The organism is Paramagnetospirillum magnetotacticum MS-1 (assembly GCF_000829825.1).
In the GTDB taxonomy this organism is placed as follows: domain Bacteria; phylum Pseudomonadota; class Alphaproteobacteria; order Rhodospirillales; family Magnetospirillaceae; genus Phaeospirillum; species Phaeospirillum magnetotacticum.
In genome coordinates this window covers 24,122-40,682 of the sequence record NZ_JXSL01000016.1, presented here as the reverse complement: position 1 = coordinate 40,682, position 16,561 = coordinate 24,122, and the positions used below count along the sequence as shown (strand labels likewise).

Below are 16,561 nucleotides of genomic sequence, written 5' to 3'. Positions count from 1 at the left end.
GGCGCCGGTCGGGCACATCCCGTCCTGCGCCGCCGCCATGCTGGCGCCGGTGATGGATGCCGGGCATGCCCTGTGGGCGCGGATCGTCCAGGAGGCGACGGCGGACCATCCCAGCACGGTGCTGGTGGAGTATTACGGCCCGGCCATCAGCGTCAGACCGGCGGTAGGGCCGACATGGTAGGGTCACGCTTGCAAAGGGAGGCGGCTAGGCGCTCACGCGAAGCAGCGTGACCGACCTAATTCGTGGCATTGTCTTGAGGCACAAAGGTGGGGCACAATGGCCTCGGAATGCCAGAAGTGCCGGAGGGTAAAACGGCGAAAACCCTTGGTTTTCAAGGCGGTGGCGGAGGGAAGGGGGCTGGCGGAGAACCTTCTCCCCTTGAAAATCAATCATCTACATAGACTATTGGTGCTTAACCGATGAATCTGAAGCCTAATCGGCTATTGCCTTGGCTCCGTCATGAATGTATCATTTTACCATTCAGCAAATTGACGGTAGCGTTCCCCCATGCTTGAGACATTCGAAACTGTCGCCAAAGCCGTCGCCGACCCCAGCCGGGTTCGTATCCTGAAGCTGCTGGAAAACGGCGAGCTCTGCGTCTGCCAGATCACCACGGTGCTGGACCTTGCGCCCGCCACCGTTTCCAAGCATCTGGCCGCGCTGAAGACCGCCGGACTGCTCCAGCAGCGCCGGGACGGCAAGTGGGTCTACTACCGGCTGGCCGAACGCGACTTCAACGCCTATGCCCGATCCTTCCTCGATCTGGTGGGAGCGTCCATGAAGGATGACCCCACCACGGCGGAGGATCGCCGCGTTCTGGCGCTGGTCAACGCGGTTCCGGTCCAGGTCCTGTGCGACCAAGGCCGGGCGGCACTGTTTTCGAATGCTCAGGCCCAATCTACCTGCTGTGGGGGACCGCCATGAGCGAGAAGACCTATAACGTCCTGTTTCTGTGCACCGGCAATTCGGCGCGTTCCATCATGGCCGAAGCCATTCTCAACCGTGAGGGCGGCACCAAGTTCAAGGCGTTCAGCGCCGGCAGCCAGCCCAAGGGCCATATCGACCCGACGGTTCTCAATTTGCTGAAGAAGCTGAACTTCCCCACCGATGCCTTCCGATCGAAATCGTGGGAGGAGTTCGCCCGGCCGGGTGCGCCGGAGCTGGATTTCGTCTTCACCGTTTGCGACAACGCCGCCGGAGAGGTCTGCCCCGTGTGGCCGGGGCAGCCCATGACCGCCCATTGGGGCGTGCCCGATCCCGCCGGATTCGAGGGCAGCGCCGTCGAGAAGGCGGCGTTGACCGCCGACGTGATGCGCATGCTGAACAACCGCATCAGCATCTTCTCCGCCTTGCCGATTCAGTCCCTCGACCGTCTGTCGCTGCAAAAGCATCTGGACGATATCGGCAAGCCCCGTACCTGACCGACGCGACAAGGCAATATCCATGAGCGATTCCATCATCAAAGTTCTGGTTCTCTGTACCGGTAATTCGGCCCGTTCCGTATTGGGCGAAGCCCTGATCAACGATCTCGGCGGCGGCAAGTGGAAGGCCTATAGCGCCGGGTCCAAGCCGGTGGGCCGGGTCAACCCCTTCTCACTGGAAATCCTGGCGGAGAAGGGGCATTCCACCGAGGGCTACCGTTCCAAATCCTGGGACGAATTCGCCCTGCCCGATGCGCCTAAGATGGATCTGGTCATCACCGTCTGCGACAACGCGGCCGGTGAGATCTGCCCCATCTGGCCGGGCCATCCGTCCAAGGTCCATCTGGGCTTTCCCGACCCGGCCGACGCCAAGGGCAGCCACGAGGAGCAACTGGCCGAGTTCCGCAAGGTCTATTCCATGATCGAAGCCAAGGTTCGGCGTCTGATCGAACTGGGCCCGGATCGGGCGGGAGAGGTCTGATGTCCGTTCAATGCGAAGTGGGCGCCAAGCCCGCCATGAACCTGTTCGAGCGTTTCCTCACCCTCTGGGTGGGGCTCTGCATCGTGGCTGGCGTGGCGCTGGGGCACTGGCTGCCGGGACCGTTCCACGCCATCGGCCGCATGGAACTGGCCCAGGTCAATCTGCCGGTGGCGGTGCTGATCTGGCTGATGATCATCCCCATGCTGCTGAAGATCGATTTCGGGGCGCTGCATCAGGTCAAGGAGCATTGGAAGGGCATCGGCGTCACCCTGTTCATCAACTGGGGCGTCAAGCCGTTCTCCATGGCGCTGCTGGGCTGGATCTTCGTCAGCCATCTGTTCAAGCCCTATCTGCCCGCCGACCAGATCGATTCCTATATCGCCGGGTTGATCCTGCTGGCCGCCGCGCCCTGCACCGCCATGGTGTTCGTGTGGTCCAACCTGACCAAGGGCGAGCCCCATTTCACTCTGTCCCAGGTGGCGCTCAACGACCTGATCATGGTCTTTGCCTTTGCTCCCATCGTCGGGCTGCTGCTGGGCCTGTCCTCCATCACCGTGCCGTGGGACACCTTGTTGCTGTCGGTGGTTCTGTACATCGTGGTGCCGGTGATCGTGGCGCAACTCTGGCGCAAGGCCCTGCTGGCCCGAGGGCAGCAAGCCCTGGCCGCGACCCTGGCCAAGCTGGGGCCGCTGTCGCTGCTGGCCCTGCTGACCACCCTGGTCCTGCTGTTCGGCTTCCAGGGTGAGCAGATCATCGCCCAGCCGCTGGTCATTCTCATGCTGGCGGTGCCGATCACCATCCAGGTCTATTTCAATTCCGGTTTCGCTTACCTGCTGAGCAAGAGGCTGGGCGTCGCCCATTGCGTCGCCGGGCCGGCCGCCTTGATCGGTGCCAGCAACTTCTTCGAACTGGCGGTCGCCGCCGCCATTTCCCTATTCGGATTCCAGTCCGGTGCGGCGCTGGCCACGGTGGTCGGTGTGCTGATCGAGGTGCCGGTGATGTTGTCGGTGGTCAAGATCGTCAATGCCAGCAAGGACTGGTACGAAGCCAAGGTGTGAACACGATGAGCAACCAATCCACCATCACCATCTATCACAACCCCGCCTGCGGCACGTCGCGCAACACGCTGGGGCTGATCCGCAATTCCGGCGCGGAGCCCCGGGTGATCGAGTACCTGCTGACTCCGCCCACGCGAGACGAACTGGTGGGGCTGATCGCGGGCATGGGCATCGCCGTCCGCGACCTTCTGCGCAAGAAGGGCACGCCCTATGCCGATCTGGGATTGGACAATCTTGCGTTGACCGACGATCAGCTGCTTGACGCCATGATGGACCACCCCATCTTGGTTAATCGCCCCATCGTGGTCACGCCCCTGGGCGTCAAGCTCTGCCGCCCGTCCGAGGTGGTTCTCGACATTCTGCCCCAGCCCCAGAACGGTGCCTTCACCAAGGAGGACGGAGAAAAGGTGGTGGATGAGCAGGGAAAGCGCCTTTTTTAGGAGAGACCATCATGACAAAGCTCGAAGTCTATGACCCCGCCATGTGCTGCTCGACAGGCGTGTGCGGTCCCGAGGTCGATCCGGCCCTGGTGGCCTTCGCCGCCGATCTGAAATGGGTGGCCGAGCAGGGCATCACCGTCCAGCGCTATAACCTGGGCACCGAGCCCCAGGCCTTCGCCGCCAATCCATTGGTGCTCAAGGAGATGGAAGCCGGTATGGACCGCCTGCCGATCATCGCCGTGGACGGCCATATTGTCTCGACCGGTGTTCATCTGTCGCGCGACCAACTGGCGGCCAAGCTCGGCCTGACCGCCAAGTCGCGCATCACCGTCAAGGCCGATGGTTCCTCGTGCTGCTCGCCCAAATCCGGGTGCTGCTAAGGACAATGTCATGAGCCTGCCCCAGGTCGATACCCGCATCCTGTTCTTCACCGGCAAGGGCGGCGTCGGCAAGACCTCGCTGTCCTGCGCCACCGGCCTGGCTTTGGCCGAGGCCGGCAAGCGGGTGTTGATCGTCAGCACCGATCCTGCGTCCAACCTGGACGAGGTGCTGGGGGCGGCGCTGAGCCAGACTCCCACTGCCATTCCCGGCGCGTCCGGCCTGTTCGCCTTGAATATCGACCCCGAGGCAGCCGCGCATGATTACAAGGAGCGGATGGTCGGACCCTATCGCGGCATCTTACCCGCCGCTGCCATCGCCAGCATGGAGGAGCAGTTCTCCGGCGCCTGCACGGTGGAGATCGCCGCCTTCGACGAGTTCGCCAAGCTGCTGGGCGATCCAGCGGCCACGGCTGCGTTCGACCACGTCATCTTCGACACGGCACCCACCGGCCATACCCTGCGGCTGCTGACCCTGCCGTCGGCCTGGACCGAGTTCATCGCGTCCTCCACCGGCGGCGCCTCCTGCCTGGGGCCGCTGGCGGGCCTTGAGAAGCAAAAGGCGCTGTATGCCGCCACCGTCGCCCAACTGGCCGATCCCAAGGCCACCACCCTGGTGCTGGTCAGTCGCCCAGAACACTCGGCGCTGCGCGAGGCCGAGCGCACCAGGGGCGAACTGGCCGAACTGGGCGTCAGCAATCTGCGCCTCGCCCTCAACGGCGTTTTCACCGCCGCTAAACCGGGTGACGCCATCGCCGATGCCATGACGGCGCGAGGCCGCCATGCCCTGGCCGGAATGCCTGCAGAACTGGCTCGGCTGCCCCGCACCGACACGCTGTTCCTCCCCAGGGGGACGGTGGGGCTCGACTCGCTTCGGGCCATGGCCGCCAGCCGACTGACCAGCCCGCCTGCCTTCGAGCCCATGCCCCAGATCGCCCTGCCCGGTGGATTGGACGTCCTGGTGGCCGAGATCGCCGCCAGCGGTCATGGCGTCGTGATGACCATGGGCAAGGGCGGTGTCGGCAAGACCAGCGTCGCTGCCGCCATCGCCATTGCCCTGGCACGCCAAGGCCATCAGGTGACCTTGTCGACCACCGACCCCGCCGCCCACGTTCAGGACGCGGTTGAGGGCAAGGTTCCTGGCCTGACCGTTACCCGCATCGACCCGGAACGCGAAGTCGCCGATTACCGCGATGAGGTTCTGGCCAAGGCGGGTGGCGACCTTGATGTGGCTGGTCGCGCCATGCTGGAAGAGGATTTGCGCTCGCCCTGCACCGAGGAAATCGCGGTGTTTCGCGCCTTCTCCCGCACCGTAGACGAGGGCAAGGACCGCTTCGTCATTCTGGACACCGCGCCCACCGGCCATACCATCCTGCTGCTGGATGCCGCCGAAGCCTATCACCGCGAAGTCCTGCGCACCCAGGCCGAGATGCCGGACGCGGTGCGCTCGCTGCTGCCCCGGCTGCGCGACCCGGCCTTCACCAAGACCATCATCGTCACCCTGGCCGAGGCCACCCCGGTGCACGAGGCCGAGCGCCTTCAGGCCGATCTGGCCCGCGCGGGCATCACGCCCTTCGCCTGGGTGATCAATCAAAGCCTGCTGGCCAGCGGGACCACCGATCCGCTGTTGGCGCAGCGGGGAAAATACGAGGTTCCGTTCATCGAGCGGGTGGTGGCCACGTTGTCGGTGCGGACGGCCCTGATCCCCTGGATGGGGGACGCGGTGGCGGTTGCCAAAGACTGACAGGTGCCGAAGATCATGTCTTTTTCCCGGCACTCTTCTATATTAGGCATTCAATAAGTAATTTCAGCGCGAGGCAGCCCATGCGCTTCCCATTCGCCCACTCCATGCGTTTAATCGCCATTGCCGCCCTCCTGCTGCTCGCAAGCCCGGTGGTGGCGCAGGAGAGCGTCATTTCTGCGGTGGACGCAAATGCCATGCTCACCGAGGGTAAACTGCTGCTGATCGATCTACGCACCCCGGAGGAATGGCGACAGACGGGGGTGCCGGCAGAGGCCAGGCGCATCAATGTCCACGACCCTGAGGGCCCGGCGGCGTTTCTTGAAAAGGTTCTGGGCGCGGCTGGCGGTGACAAGTCACGTCCGATCGGCCTCATCTGCAGGGTGGGAAACCGCTCGACCCAGGCCCAGAAGCTCCTTCTGGCGAAGGGGTTCACCAATGTGGTGAACATTAAGGAAGGGGTGATGGGAAATGACAGCGGCCCCGGCTGGATCAAGAGGGGATTGCCGACCGATGCCTGCCCGTCCTGTTAAGGTTCTTGCCGTCGCCATAGCGGTCTTGCTCGGGTTTCCACTCGGAGCCATTGCCGGAACCTGCGACTATCCACTTCCCGCCAACGGCCTTGCGGTCGGAGCCTATGTGCGGCAGTTACAAGGCTACCCGAAAGGCGGCATGGCCCAGGAGCTGGGCGAGGCCCTCAACGATCTGGTCGAGTGGATGCCGACAAGCTGTGGCGCCGTCCAGCCCGAGGTCACCCACAAGAACTTCCTTATCCGCCGCGCATCGGTGGACGTCGGCAATTGCCGCTCCTTCCATATGACCATCATGCCGCCATCTGCCCAATCGGGGCTGGAGGAAACACCGGTCAGCTGTTCGCCGGCCAGTGATGGCTCTGCCGATGGCTGGGTCTGTTTCTTCCGCAAGTGACTCAGTCCTGCCCCCATGTTCTATCTTCGGGACCGATTGAAGAGTTCCGGCACCTGCAATGAAGCTCTCTGCGGTATCCGTCATGTTATCGCGGGACGCCTGCAAGGGCGGATAGATTTGTGCGGCGCAGGGCCGTTGCCTGGCGGAGATTTTCCACAGCCAGGGAAAATACCATCAACTGGGCCTCATCAACCGAGCCGCTTTCGGTCTGTTGCAGGGCATTTGCGTAGATGGCTTCGGCTTGGAGGTCGAGGTCGTTCAAATGTTCGATGGTGGTTGCGTGGGGAGCCATTCTTGACAGCGCCATCAGCAGTTCGAATTGCCTCAGGCTGGACTTTCGCTTGGCCGGCAGCGCCAAGCGGATCACCCACCCGATGGTCGACCCGACGATACTCAGGGCGATGATGGCGAAATATATCTGATCGCCGTATATGTCGAAGAACGTGCGCTCGCTGCCGTCGTAATAGGCGATGGCTCCTGGATGGCCAGGAATTTTTCCGCCTTTTTCGGTATCCAATGCCTCGATCCGGTCCGCTGCGGGAAAGTCGAGCATGAGGCTTGGGCGCATATCGAAAATGAGGCGGACGAACTCGCCGACGATGCCGTCCCGCAAGTCCTGCCGAACTACCAGATGATGACGGAAGCCGAGGGTTGTGATCGTGGCGGCGGGTTGTGGCGGGTTTCCGCCGAACATACCGGCAATGATCTCGCTGGTTTCAAACCCTGGCAGCCTTGCCGCGATGGCGGTCGCATCGGGGATTTCAAGAAATGTGGGGCGGCGCCGATTACCCGTGAGTGCTGCCACCGTCTCGGTTACGGCGCGGCCATTGAGGGGCCCGACGGCCAGCACAATGTCAACCTGCTTGCCTTGGACCGCTTGGCCGATTTCCGTTGACCGTAACGTCAGCGTGCGCACCGCGCTTGCCGGGATCGCATATTGCCGGAGAATGGCTTCCAGGATGCCGTCGTTAATTCCGGGGCGTCCGACCACTCCGATGGTTTTGCCGGCAAGGTCGGGAATGCTCTTGATCTTGCTGCCTGACGGTGTGGCCAATAACACGACATTGCGATGAAACAAGGCGACGGATCGAGCTGCTTGTGGGGCTGGAAAGTCACTTCGCAATACGGCGGCGTCGGCGTCTCCACGTTCAAATGCCTTGGCCACTTCAGCCGGGGTTTCGACCGTGACCACCGCTAATCGGACGGATGCGCCATTGGCGTTGAGTCTGTGGGCGATGCCGGTGACCAACTGCTCATCATTGCTGCCCGGTGGTCCGACGGCAATTCTCAGGCGGGCGGGCTGCTGGTAATAGAAGAATCCGGCGGTGGCGATGGCAAGAAGGATGAGGGTGCAAAAACCAATTCCGGCGACGATCAGCCGTTGGCGTCTCGCTCTGTTCACAGATGCCCCCGTATTCTCCATCAGGCTTAATCCTTCCCTTACTCCATCGCGCAGGCAGTTCTGTCGGTGCAGCAGCTTTCGCTCTCGATCTGGATCGTCGTGTGGTGCAGGTCGAAACGCTCGGCCAGAGCCGTCTGGAGAGCCCGGAGCAGAGTCCCGTCATCGGCTGTTCCGCTGACGGTCGCATGCAAGGTGATCAACGGCTGTGTCGGGGTCAGCATCCAAAGGTGAACGTGGTGAATGTCCGTGACACCGGGGACTTGTGCCATCAGGTCGTGGCGCAGTTCGTCCACATCGATGCCATCGGGTGCGCCTTCCATCAGCACATGGGCCGAGCCCGCGACCAACCGCCAGGCGCTTCTGACGATCAGCAGGGCAACCAGCACCGACAGGATCGGGTCGATGGGCATCCATCCGGTCCACAGAATAACACCCGCCGCCACGATGGCCGCCACCGAGCCGAGCAGGTCGCCCAGCACATGCAATGCGGCGCCGCGCATGTTGATATTGTCCTGATCGCCGCCATGCAGGATGAAAAAGGCTGCCACGTTGACCGCCAGCCCCAGTATGGCGACCACCATCATGGGACCGGCGAGCACCTCGACGGGCTGAAATATCCGCTGCAGGGCTTCGATAAAGATCCACGCCGCGATTCCGATCAGCATCGCGCCGTTGATGAAGGCTGCCAGGACCTGGAAGCGGTGCATGCCATAGGAGTGTCGCCCGGTCGCGGGACGGCGGCTGGCACGGAAGGCGGCAAAGGACAATCCCAGGGCCGCGGTGTCGGTCAGCATGTGGCCGGCATCGGCCAGCAGGGCGAGGGAGCCGGACAGGATGCCGCCGATCACCTCGGCCAACAGAAAGCCACCGGTCAGCAGCAAGGCCCACAGCACCCGACCTTCGTTGTCAGGGGCGGTCGCGTGGGAGTGTCCATGGTCCTTCGGTTCGACGCCATGCTGGATATCCATGGAAGGCATTCTTTCCGTTGAGGGCATGGCCGGAGTCATCGTCTTGGGCGACTCCAGCCAGCCTGGTGGAATCAGCAGGTTTCGAGCGCCAGGGAGATTCCCTGTCCGCCCCCGATGCACAGGGTGACCACACCGCGGCGCAGGCCGTCCCGGCGCATGGAGTGTATCAGGCGGGTGGTCAGGACTGCGCCGGACGCTCCGATCGGATGCCCATGGGCGATGGCGCCACCTTCGACGTTCACTCTATCCTCGGAGAGCCCTAGTTGCCGCATAACCGCAATGGCGATAGCCGCGAAGGCTTCGTTGATTTCGATGCGTTCGATATCGGCGCAACTCCATCTCGCCCGCTCCAGTGCTTGGCGGACGGCCGGAACGGGGCCGAGGCCGAACATACCGGGCTCCACCGCCCCAATGCCGTAGGACAGCAGACGGGCCATGGGCACAAGACCATGCCGTTCGGCCCAGGCGCGGTCCGCGACGATCATGGCGGCGGCACCACTGTTCAGGCCAGGAGCGCTGCCGGCGGTGATGGTGCCGTCGGGCCGGAAGGCGGGCTTCAACTTGGCGAGAGATTCGAACCTCGTATCGGGACGATTGTGTTCATCCTTATCGAAAACGGTCGGCCCCTTGCGGCCCTGAATCTCGACGGGTGCGATCTCGGCTGAGAACAGCCCCGCAGCCTGGGCGGCAGAGAAGCTTCTTTGTGATCGTTCGGCCCAACGGTCTTGGTCTTCCCTGCTGATATTCATCTCCTTGACCAAGTCCTCGGTGTGCCAGCCGGAATGTTGTCCCGAGAAGGCGTCATTCAAGCCGTCGCGCAGGACGCTGTCGAAGATCTGACCATCGCCGAGACGCTGCCCCCAACGCGTGCCGGTCAGCAGATAGGGGGCGAGGTCCATGTTCTCCATGCCGCCGGCAATGGCAGCGTCCACGAAGCCGAGCATGACTTCCTGGGCGGCGGAAGCGATTGCCTGGGCGCCGGATCCACAGACCCGGTTCACCGTCATGGCGGGGACTTCAACGGGCAGTCCGCCGAGGATCCCCGCTTGGCGGGCCGGGTTCATCTTGCCTCCTGCCTGCACCACATTGCCCATCACAACGGTTCCAATATCCCTGCCGTCGATGCCGGATCGCTCCAGTACCGCCTTGATGGCGGCGCCCCCCAGATCGCTGGCGGGAATAGTCTTCAGCGAACCGCCGAAGGTCCCGATTGCGGTTCTGACCGCATTGCAGATCACGATTTCACGCTTAGCCATGGAAACCTCCTTCGTTCGGAGGGATGGCGGAGCTTCGCCAGACCTCGTTCAACCGATCAGCGGCGGCATTTCAGCCTTCCAGCCACCCGGTAACCTTGTCCGGTTGCGGAATTCCCCCCGCATGAACAACCTTGCCGTCCAGCACCACGCCCGGCGTGCTCATGACGCCGAAGCCCAGGATGGCGGCCATGTCGGTGACTTTCTCGATTTCGACCGCGACGCCCAGCGCTCGGGCCTTGTCCTCGATCAGTTTGGCGGTGGTGATGCAGTTCTTGCAGCCCGATCCCAGCACTTTGAACGATTTCATGATGTCCTCCTTAGGTCAGGCAAAAATCAGGTTCAGCAGGTAGCCGACCATCATGAAGGAGATGGTCAGGAACACGCCGAAGAAGATCAGCATTTGCGGCTTCAACACCTTGCGCAGCATGATGAACTCTGGTGGTGAAACACCGACCACGCTCATCATGAAGGCGATCACGGTGCCGATGGGAACGCCCTTGGCGATCAGCGCTTCGGCGACCGGAATGATGCCGGTGGCGTTGGAATAGAGCGGCAGCCCCATCAGCACCGCGACCGGCACGGCGAACGGGTTGTCGGCCGAGGCATATTGGGCGAACAGCTCCTGCGGCACATAGCCATGAAGGGCGGAACCAATGCCGACGCCGATGATGATGTAGAGCCAGATGCGTCCGACGATGTCCCTGACCTCGCCCCAGGCGTAGCGGACCCGCCCGGTCACGGAGCCGTCCACTTCGGCCTGAGCCATGGTTCCCATGCGGATCTTCCAGACATAGTCCTCGACCCAGCGCTCCATATGGAAGCGGTCGATGAGGATACCGCCCAGGATGCCGACGCTCATGCCGGTCACCACATAGACCGTGGTCATCTTCCAGCCCATGATGGAGCCGAGAATAACCACGGCCACCTCGTTGACCAGCGGCGAGGTGATCAGGAACGCCATGGTGACGCCCACCGGAATGCCACCTTCGAGGAAGCCGATGAACAGCGGCACCGACGAGCAGGAGCAGAATGGGGTGACCGCCCCCAGGATCACGGCCAGGATATAGCCGATGCCGCGCGACGTGCCTTCGATATATCCCCGGACTTTTTCCGGCGACAGCATGGTGCGAAACAGGCCCATGACGAAAACGATGACCACCAGCAGGACAAAGATCTTGGTGGTGTCCTCGACAAAGAAGTGGACCGCGTCCGCCAGCTTGGTTCCCGGTTCAAGCGCAAGGACGTCGGTGATGGTCCAGTCGGCAAGGCGGGTGAAAATCTCGAACATGGCTTTCGCCTTCCGTAATCAAGCGACGCGCTCGCGGGGTGGGCGGGTCGTCATGGACTTCAGTCGCCCAACATCGTCGGCATGCCGTCGATCCTCGGAAATTCCCTTCACCGCGGCCGCCACGGCGTCTTGGACCCATTGCGGAGCGTCGGAGGCAAGGGAGTAGAGAACCCACTGGGCATCCCGGCGATCCTTGACCAGACCCGCATCGCGAAGAGTGGCCATGTGCTTGGAGATCTGAGGCTGACCGGCCTGGAGGGCGTGGGTCAGTTCGCAGACGCAAAGTTCGCCCTCCTTGGCCATGAGCGCCAAACCGCGCAAGCGGATCGGGTCGGAGAGGGCGAAGAAGATGTTGGTTGCGTATTCCATTTCATAAATATGCCATCACAAGCATATTCTTACTAAGGAATAAGCGCGGGCGTTGACGCATGGCAGTTCCGTGGGATGCTCATGATGTGGCTGAAATGGTGAGGCTGGCTTGATACACTTTCCGTATCCCAAACTCTGGTGGACCGGATGCCACACCTGGAACACCTGACGATTCTGGTCCGCGCGATTTGGGTGATCGTGGTGGTCGTTCTGGCGGGAGTGCCAGCCCAGGCCGACGAGGACTGCGCCCCATGCCATCGCGCCCAGGCCGAAGAATTTGCCAAAACCGCCATGGCCCGGTCGGCCGCCACGCCCGCCTTCCAGAAGGAATGGGCCGAGGCCAATTCAGACAAGGCCTGCCTCGCCTGCCATGCCCCGTCGGGGCGTTTGGGGGTCGCCTGCCGGGATTGCCATGGCGGCGGAGAACATCCCTTTGCCTCGGTGGCGATCCCCGATGCCTGCGGCCGGTGCCATGACGCTCCCGGCGAGTCGACGGTGCGGATGTTCAAGGGCTCCAATGCCGCCCGAAGCGGCATCACCTGCCTCGATTGCCATTTGGAGGCGGGCCAGGGGCATCACGCCTTTCGCGGCGCCAGCGATCCGGCCTTTCTGCAAAATGTGGCGACCGTTCAACTGGCCTTGGCGGACGAACGGCTCATCGCCTCGATCCGCCATCTCGCCGGCCATGGCCTGCCGGGTGGAACAACCGGACGGGCAGTGTGGCTGGTTCTGCGCGGCCTCGATCCCAATGGAAGGACTGTCTGGATCGAGCGTCAGCGTTTCGGATGGCGGAATGACGGGAGCGGGTGGCAAGACCACTCCTTGGCCCCGGATCGGGCCACCGTGGTGGAGATCGAGGCTCCGGGCCGTGACGGAACCGTGGCGGTGGAGGCGCGCTTGCTCTATGGCCGCCAACCGGCCACCAAACCGGCAGGCGAAGCCGCCGCTGGGTTCGAGGAACTGAGCCGGGCCGCGATATCCCTGCCGTAACCCGCCCAGGGCCGGTCTTATCCGTGCCGCCAGACCTTCACAGCGGAAATCATCAGCATCGCTGCCAGCAGCGGCAGCAGGATGGCGCTGGGCGCCATTCCCAACAACATCCCCCCGATGAAGGCTCCCGCCAGCGATCCGGCGGCCATCACCACCATGAAGGTGCGGTTGCGTCCCAGAACGGCGAAGCTGGCATCCTGGGTGTAGCGGGAGAAGCCGACAATCATGGTCGGCAGACTGATCGCCAGCGACAGGCTGCCCGCCAGCTTGATGTCGAGGCCGAACAGCAATACCAGGGTGGGGATCAGCAATTCACCCCCGGCGACTCCCAGCAGCGAGGCGACAATGCCGATGGCGAAGCCTGCCAGGACACCGGCAACGATCTGAACCGTACCAGAGAACAACGGCACGCCTTGGCCGGTGGCGTCGTGGCCGAACAGCAGCGCCCCGGCGATGATGACCAGCAGCACGGCAATGATACGGTACAGCCCATCGGATTTGAGGCGCATGGCCCAGCCCGCCCCGAACCACGCTCCGGCCATGCTGCCCGCCAGGATGTTGATGATGATGTCCCCGTGGGAGACCACCGTCTCGATGGAGATGATGCGGGTTCGGAACACCAGGGCGGCGGCCACCACCACCAGACTCATGGCCTTGTTGAGGATGACCGCCTCCAGGGCGGCGAAGCGGAACGAGCCGATCAGCAGAGGCAGGCGAAATTCCGCGCCGCCAAGGCCGATCAGCCCACCAAGGGTGCCGATGACGGCACCACCTCCGAATGCAGCAAGTCGGTTCTCGCGCATTGCCTATCCACCAAGGTTCAGGGACAACCGTCGTAGCCGCCCGTGCATAACGCTTGTCTTATAGCGTCATGCATGGGCGATTACAACGACCGTCGTTCCTTTGCGGATATGACGCCGAGAGGTTAATCGTCGTCGCGGAGGGGGCGATGACGCCCCGACCCGGGGGCGGTTCCGGCAGGAGGTGGTTCGGGACTATCGGCGACCAGATTTTCCAGCCGCTGCAACGGCTCGGAGACCGCCGTCTCGGCGAGTTGCTGAACCTCGCGGTAGATGGCCAGAACCTCCCGGCCCAGTTCGGAAACCTCGGCCCTGCCGCCGGTCCGGCCGCCTGCGGCGGCGCCCACCACGGGTTCGCGGAAGGCGCGGTTCATTTCGTCGATCAGCATCCAGGCCCGGCGATAGGACATGCCCTGGTCTTTGGCGGCGGCGGTGATGGAGCCGCAGCGGTCGACGGCTTCCAGCAGATTGGCTTTGCCCGGCCCCAGCGCGGCGAATGAACACAGTTTGACCCGAAGTTTCAGCATGATCCCGCTCGATTCCCGTTCGGCTTACCAGGCAGCCGAATGCCAAGCATGATTTTGCAATGAAATGTGCCTCCTGTCTCTTGTCCGATGGGCGGAGCTTGACAGGCACTAAATGATTCCATATATCTCGAATTATGGAAAAAATAGACATCATCGCCGCCCTTTCTGCCCTGGCCCAGGACTCGCGCCTGCGGGTCTTCCGCCTGCTGGTGACCGCCGGACCGGCGGGGATGCCGGCCGGGCAGATCGCCGAGGAGTTGGCGATCACCCCCAATACCCTGTCGTTTCATCTGTCGCACCTGAAGAACGCCGGACTGGTTTTGGTGCGGCGCGAGGGGCGCTCGCTGATCTATTCCGCTGAATACGGACGCATGCGGGCGGTGGTTGGTTATCTCACCGAGAATTGCTGTTCGCGCGATCCCTGCTGCTCCTGAGGAGTTTGAACCATGACCCCCGATCAGATTCGTGACTTGGTGCGAAGCCGCTATGGCGCCATTGCCGCCGGAGCATCCTCGTCCTGCTGCTCGCCAGCAGTTCCGTCTTCCTGCTGCGGCCCGGCGCCCGATGCCGACACCCTGGCCAAGCGCATGGGCTATGACGAGTCCGACCTTGCCGCTGCGGGGGACGGCGCCAATCTGGGGCTCGGCTGCGGCAATCCCCAGGCCATCGCCGCCATGCGGCCGGGCGAGGTGGTGGTCGATCTGGGCAGCGGCGCTGGCTTCGATGCCTTCCTTGCCGTTCGGCAGGTGGGCGAGAGCGGGCGGGTGATCGGCGTCGACATGACCCACGAGATGCTGGCCAAGGCGCGGGCCAATGCCGCCAAGCTGGGGTTGGCCAATGTGGAGTTTCGCCTGGGCGAGATCGAACACCTGCCCATCGCCGACAACACCGCCGACGTGGTCATTTCCAACTGCGTCATCAACCTGTCGCCGGACAAGCCCGCCGTCCTGAACGATGCCTTCCGGGTGCTGAAGCCCGGCGGCCGGGTGGCCATCTCCGACGTGGTCATGCTGCGCCCCCTTCCACCGGAACTGGCCGCCATGAAGGAATTGCTGACCGGATGCGCCGCCGGCGCCGCCACGGTGGCGGAGCTGTCCAACTGGTTGGAGCAGGCCGGATTCACCGACATCCGGATCGAGCCCAAGCCGGAAAGCCGCGAGCTGATCGCCAACTGGGCGCCGGGCCTGGGAATCGAGGATTACGTCGCCTCGGCCACCATCGAGGCCCGTCGGCCCCTGGTTTGACGGGTGGCTGAGGGCGAAGGCGCGTCCATTGTTTCCATATTTCTAGAATTATGAGTTACTGGAGACCTGTCATGACATCCTCGACCGCAGGTAACCCATCCCAGGCCGCCCCCCGGTGGAGCGGCCTCAATCTTCCCCAACCGGTTTGGCTGGTTCTGCTGGCCCTGGTGATCGGGCTGGCGAGCGGCCTCAACGGGGTGGAGGTCGTTCGTGCCTTCAGCAGTGGGTTTGGCCGGATTCTCGGGGATTTCGCCCTGATCCTGCTGCCGTCCTTCGTGCTGGCCGCCTGCATGGCGCGGCAGCAGTTGAACGGCGCCGACCGTATCGCCGCCACCATCTCCCCTATTACCGCCGCCGGGATGGTTTGCCCCGACACCGCCTATGCCACCCTGGCGTCGGTGGCGGAGCGCCGCAAGCTCTCGGTGGCGTTCGGCAGCCAGGCGGGCTATCGCCTGCTGTTTCCCGCCGGGCCGTTGATCGTCGCCACCGGACTGGGGGTGAACAGTTCATCCCTGTTCGTGGTGGGATTGCTGCTGATCGGGCCGGTCTGGTTGGCGGGGGAGGTCTGGGCCCGCTATCGGACGGCGAAGCCTCTGGAAGCCGACGGCATGGTGGGGGGCGGCTTATCCTGGTCCTCCATCTGCCCGCTGGCGCCGCTTGCGGTCCTTGGGGGGCTGCTGCTGGTCGGGTCCGTTGGCGATTTCTCGGCTTTGCCGGTGGTCGGCTTCCTCACCCGCCCCAAGGGGGCGCTGATCATCGCGGCGGCGGTGGCGCTGATGGAGACTAGGCCGGAGGGACGCCGGGAGTGCCTGGATGCCGCCATGCGCCGGACCGCTGGGCTGTTGCTGGTCATCGGCGCGGCCAGTGCCTTCGGCTCCATGCTGAGCAATGCTTTGCCCCTGAAGCAGATGTTGCAGCCCATGATCGCCAGCATCGGCGTGCTGCTGGTGCTGTTCATCGCCACCATGATCTTCAAGCTGGTCTACGGCGCGGCGACAGCCACCTTCGCCACCGTCACCCCGATCCTGGCGCCACTGGTGGTCGGGTCGGGGATCTCGCCGGAAGCGGCGGTCTTCGCCATCTGCCTGGGGTCCTTCGCCATCCTGCCTACTGACAGTTTCTACTGGCTGGTTCGCAGCGACGCCCTGGTGAAAGACGCGGAATCCTCCGCTCTGGCGACCATGGTCGGCGGGGCCGCCCTTCAGGCCGCGACCGGTCTTGCCGTGCTCTACGCCTTGGGTGCTGTCGGATTGGTCTGACCGTAACATTTT

The 16,561-nt window shown here is 63.5% G+C and carries 22 protein-coding genes; 14 read left to right on the top strand and 8 right to left on the bottom strand.

The window, feature by feature from the left end:
* From CCC_RS22365 to CCC_RS22015, 10 genes are all read left to right on the top strand, one after another.
* Positions 1-181, top strand: a 181-nt coding sequence (locus CCC_RS22365; RefSeq protein ID WP_160295500.1) for a hypothetical protein, incomplete at its 5' end; no start/stop codon positions are given.
* Positions 182-508: 327 nt separating this feature from the next.
* Positions 509-925, top strand: coding sequence for an ArsR/SmtB family transcription factor (locus CCC_RS02055; protein WP_009869420.1), 417 nt, complete (start codon positions 509-511; stop codon positions 923-925).
* Positions 922-1,422, top strand: a complete 501-nt coding sequence (locus CCC_RS02050) for an arsenate reductase ArsC (protein ID WP_009869421.1) — start codon at positions 922-924, stop codon at positions 1,420-1,422. The genes CCC_RS02055 and CCC_RS02050 overlap by 4 nt, the downstream gene beginning before the upstream one ends.
* Positions 1,423-1,444: 22 nt before the next feature.
* Positions 1,445-1,903 carry an arsenate reductase ArsC gene (locus CCC_RS02045; RefSeq protein ID WP_009869422.1) on the top strand — a complete coding sequence of 153 codons (459 nt, stop codon included), beginning with the start codon at positions 1,445-1,447 and terminating at the stop codon, positions 1,901-1,903.
* 35 nt (positions 1,904-1,938) lie between these two features.
* Positions 1,939-2,961 (top strand): ACR3 family arsenite efflux transporter, encoded by a 1,023-nt coding sequence (gene arsB, locus CCC_RS02040; RefSeq protein ID WP_041039542.1) that lies wholly within the window; start codon positions 1,939-1,941, stop codon positions 2,959-2,961.
* Between the two features lie 5 nt (positions 2,962-2,966).
* Positions 2,967-3,401, top strand: coding sequence for an arsenate reductase (glutaredoxin) (gene arsC / locus CCC_RS02035; protein ID WP_041039525.1), 435 nt, complete (start codon positions 2,967-2,969; stop codon positions 3,399-3,401).
* An 11-nt stretch (positions 3,402-3,412) separates the two neighbouring features.
* Positions 3,413-3,781 carry an arsenite efflux transporter metallochaperone ArsD gene (gene arsD, locus CCC_RS02030; protein ID WP_041039523.1) on the top strand — a complete coding sequence of 123 codons (369 nt, stop codon included), beginning with the start codon at positions 3,413-3,415 and terminating at the stop codon, positions 3,779-3,781.
* A gap of 10 nt (positions 3,782-3,791) precedes the next feature.
* Positions 3,792-5,522, top strand: coding sequence for an arsenical pump-driving ATPase (gene arsA, locus CCC_RS02025; protein WP_009869426.1), 1,731 nt, complete (start codon positions 3,792-3,794; stop codon positions 5,520-5,522).
* An 80-nt stretch (positions 5,523-5,602) separates the two neighbouring features.
* A complete protein-coding gene (locus CCC_RS02020) occupies positions 5,603-6,052 on the top strand; it encodes a rhodanese-like domain-containing protein (RefSeq protein ID WP_009869427.1) in 450 nt (149 codons plus the stop codon).
* The gene (locus tag CCC_RS22015; RefSeq protein WP_152619674.1) at positions 6,033-6,446 is read left to right on the top strand and encodes a hypothetical protein; all 414 of its coding nucleotides are present in this window, start codon (positions 6,033-6,035) and stop codon (positions 6,444-6,446) included. Before CCC_RS02020 ends, CCC_RS22015 begins: the two co-directional genes overlap by 20 nt.
* Positions 6,447-6,531: 85 nt before the next feature.
* On the opposite strand, the gene CCC_RS02010 is transcribed toward CCC_RS22015, so the two are convergent.
* The 6 genes from CCC_RS02010 to CCC_RS01985 all read right to left on the bottom strand — a co-directional run bounded on the left by CCC_RS02010 (position 6,532) and on the right by CCC_RS01985 (position 11,729).
* Positions 6,532-7,869: a TAXI family TRAP transporter solute-binding subunit gene (locus CCC_RS02010; protein WP_041039521.1), complete on the bottom strand. Its 1,338-nt coding sequence runs from the start codon at positions 7,867-7,869 to the stop codon at positions 6,532-6,534.
* Between the two features lie 17 nt (positions 7,870-7,886).
* Positions 7,887-8,816 (bottom strand): cation diffusion facilitator family transporter, encoded by a 930-nt coding sequence (locus CCC_RS02005; protein WP_009869430.1) that lies wholly within the window; start codon positions 8,814-8,816, stop codon positions 7,887-7,889.
* A 71-nt stretch (positions 8,817-8,887) separates the two neighbouring features.
* Positions 8,888-10,072: a thiolase family protein gene (locus CCC_RS02000; RefSeq protein ID WP_009869431.1), complete on the bottom strand. Its 1,185-nt coding sequence runs from the start codon at positions 10,070-10,072 to the stop codon at positions 8,888-8,890.
* 70 nt (positions 10,073-10,142) lie between these two features.
* Complete coding sequence (locus CCC_RS01995) at positions 10,143-10,379, bottom strand: thioredoxin family protein (protein ID WP_009869432.1); 237 nt, start codon at positions 10,377-10,379, stop codon at positions 10,143-10,145.
* Positions 10,380-10,394: 15 nt separating this feature from the next.
* Positions 10,395-11,360, bottom strand: a complete 966-nt coding sequence (locus CCC_RS01990) for a permease (protein WP_009869433.1) — start codon at positions 11,358-11,360, stop codon at positions 10,395-10,397.
* An 18-nt stretch (positions 11,361-11,378) separates the two neighbouring features.
* The gene (locus CCC_RS01985; RefSeq protein ID WP_009869434.1) at positions 11,379-11,729 is read right to left on the bottom strand and encodes an ArsR/SmtB family transcription factor; all 351 of its coding nucleotides are present in this window, start codon (positions 11,727-11,729) and stop codon (positions 11,379-11,381) included.
* Between the two features lie 147 nt (positions 11,730-11,876).
* On the opposite strand from CCC_RS01985, the gene CCC_RS01980 reads away from it, so the two are divergent.
* Positions 11,877-12,719: a hypothetical protein gene (locus tag CCC_RS01980; protein WP_041039519.1), complete on the top strand. Its 843-nt coding sequence runs from the start codon at positions 11,877-11,879 to the stop codon at positions 12,717-12,719.
* A gap of 17 nt (positions 12,720-12,736) precedes the next feature.
* On the opposite strand, the gene CCC_RS01975 is transcribed toward CCC_RS01980, so the two are convergent.
* On the bottom strand, positions 12,737-13,522 hold the full coding sequence (locus CCC_RS01975) for a sulfite exporter TauE/SafE family protein (RefSeq protein ID WP_009869436.1): 786 nt from the start codon (positions 13,520-13,522) through the stop codon (positions 12,737-12,739).
* 122 nt (positions 13,523-13,644) lie between these two features.
* Positions 13,645-14,046 carry a winged helix-turn-helix domain-containing protein gene (locus CCC_RS01970; protein ID WP_009869437.1) on the bottom strand — a complete coding sequence of 134 codons (402 nt, stop codon included), beginning with the start codon at positions 14,044-14,046 and terminating at the stop codon, positions 13,645-13,647.
* 134 nt (positions 14,047-14,180) lie between these two features.
* On the opposite strand from CCC_RS01970, the gene CCC_RS01965 reads away from it, so the two are divergent.
* The 3 genes from CCC_RS01965 (at position 14,181) to CCC_RS01955 (ending at position 16,549) form a co-directional block, all read left to right on the top strand.
* On the top strand, positions 14,181-14,480 hold the full coding sequence (locus CCC_RS01965; RefSeq protein WP_009869438.1) for an ArsR/SmtB family transcription factor: 300 nt from the start codon (positions 14,181-14,183) through the stop codon (positions 14,478-14,480).
* Between the two features lie 12 nt (positions 14,481-14,492).
* On the top strand, positions 14,493-15,290 hold the full coding sequence (locus CCC_RS01960; protein WP_041039517.1) for an arsenite methyltransferase: 798 nt from the start codon (positions 14,493-14,495) through the stop codon (positions 15,288-15,290).
* Between the two features lie 71 nt (positions 15,291-15,361).
* On the top strand, positions 15,362-16,549 hold the full coding sequence (locus tag CCC_RS01955; protein WP_041039515.1) for a GntT/GntP/DsdX family permease: 1,188 nt from the start codon (positions 15,362-15,364) through the stop codon (positions 16,547-16,549).
* The last annotated feature ends 12 nt before the right edge of the window (positions 16,550-16,561 follow it).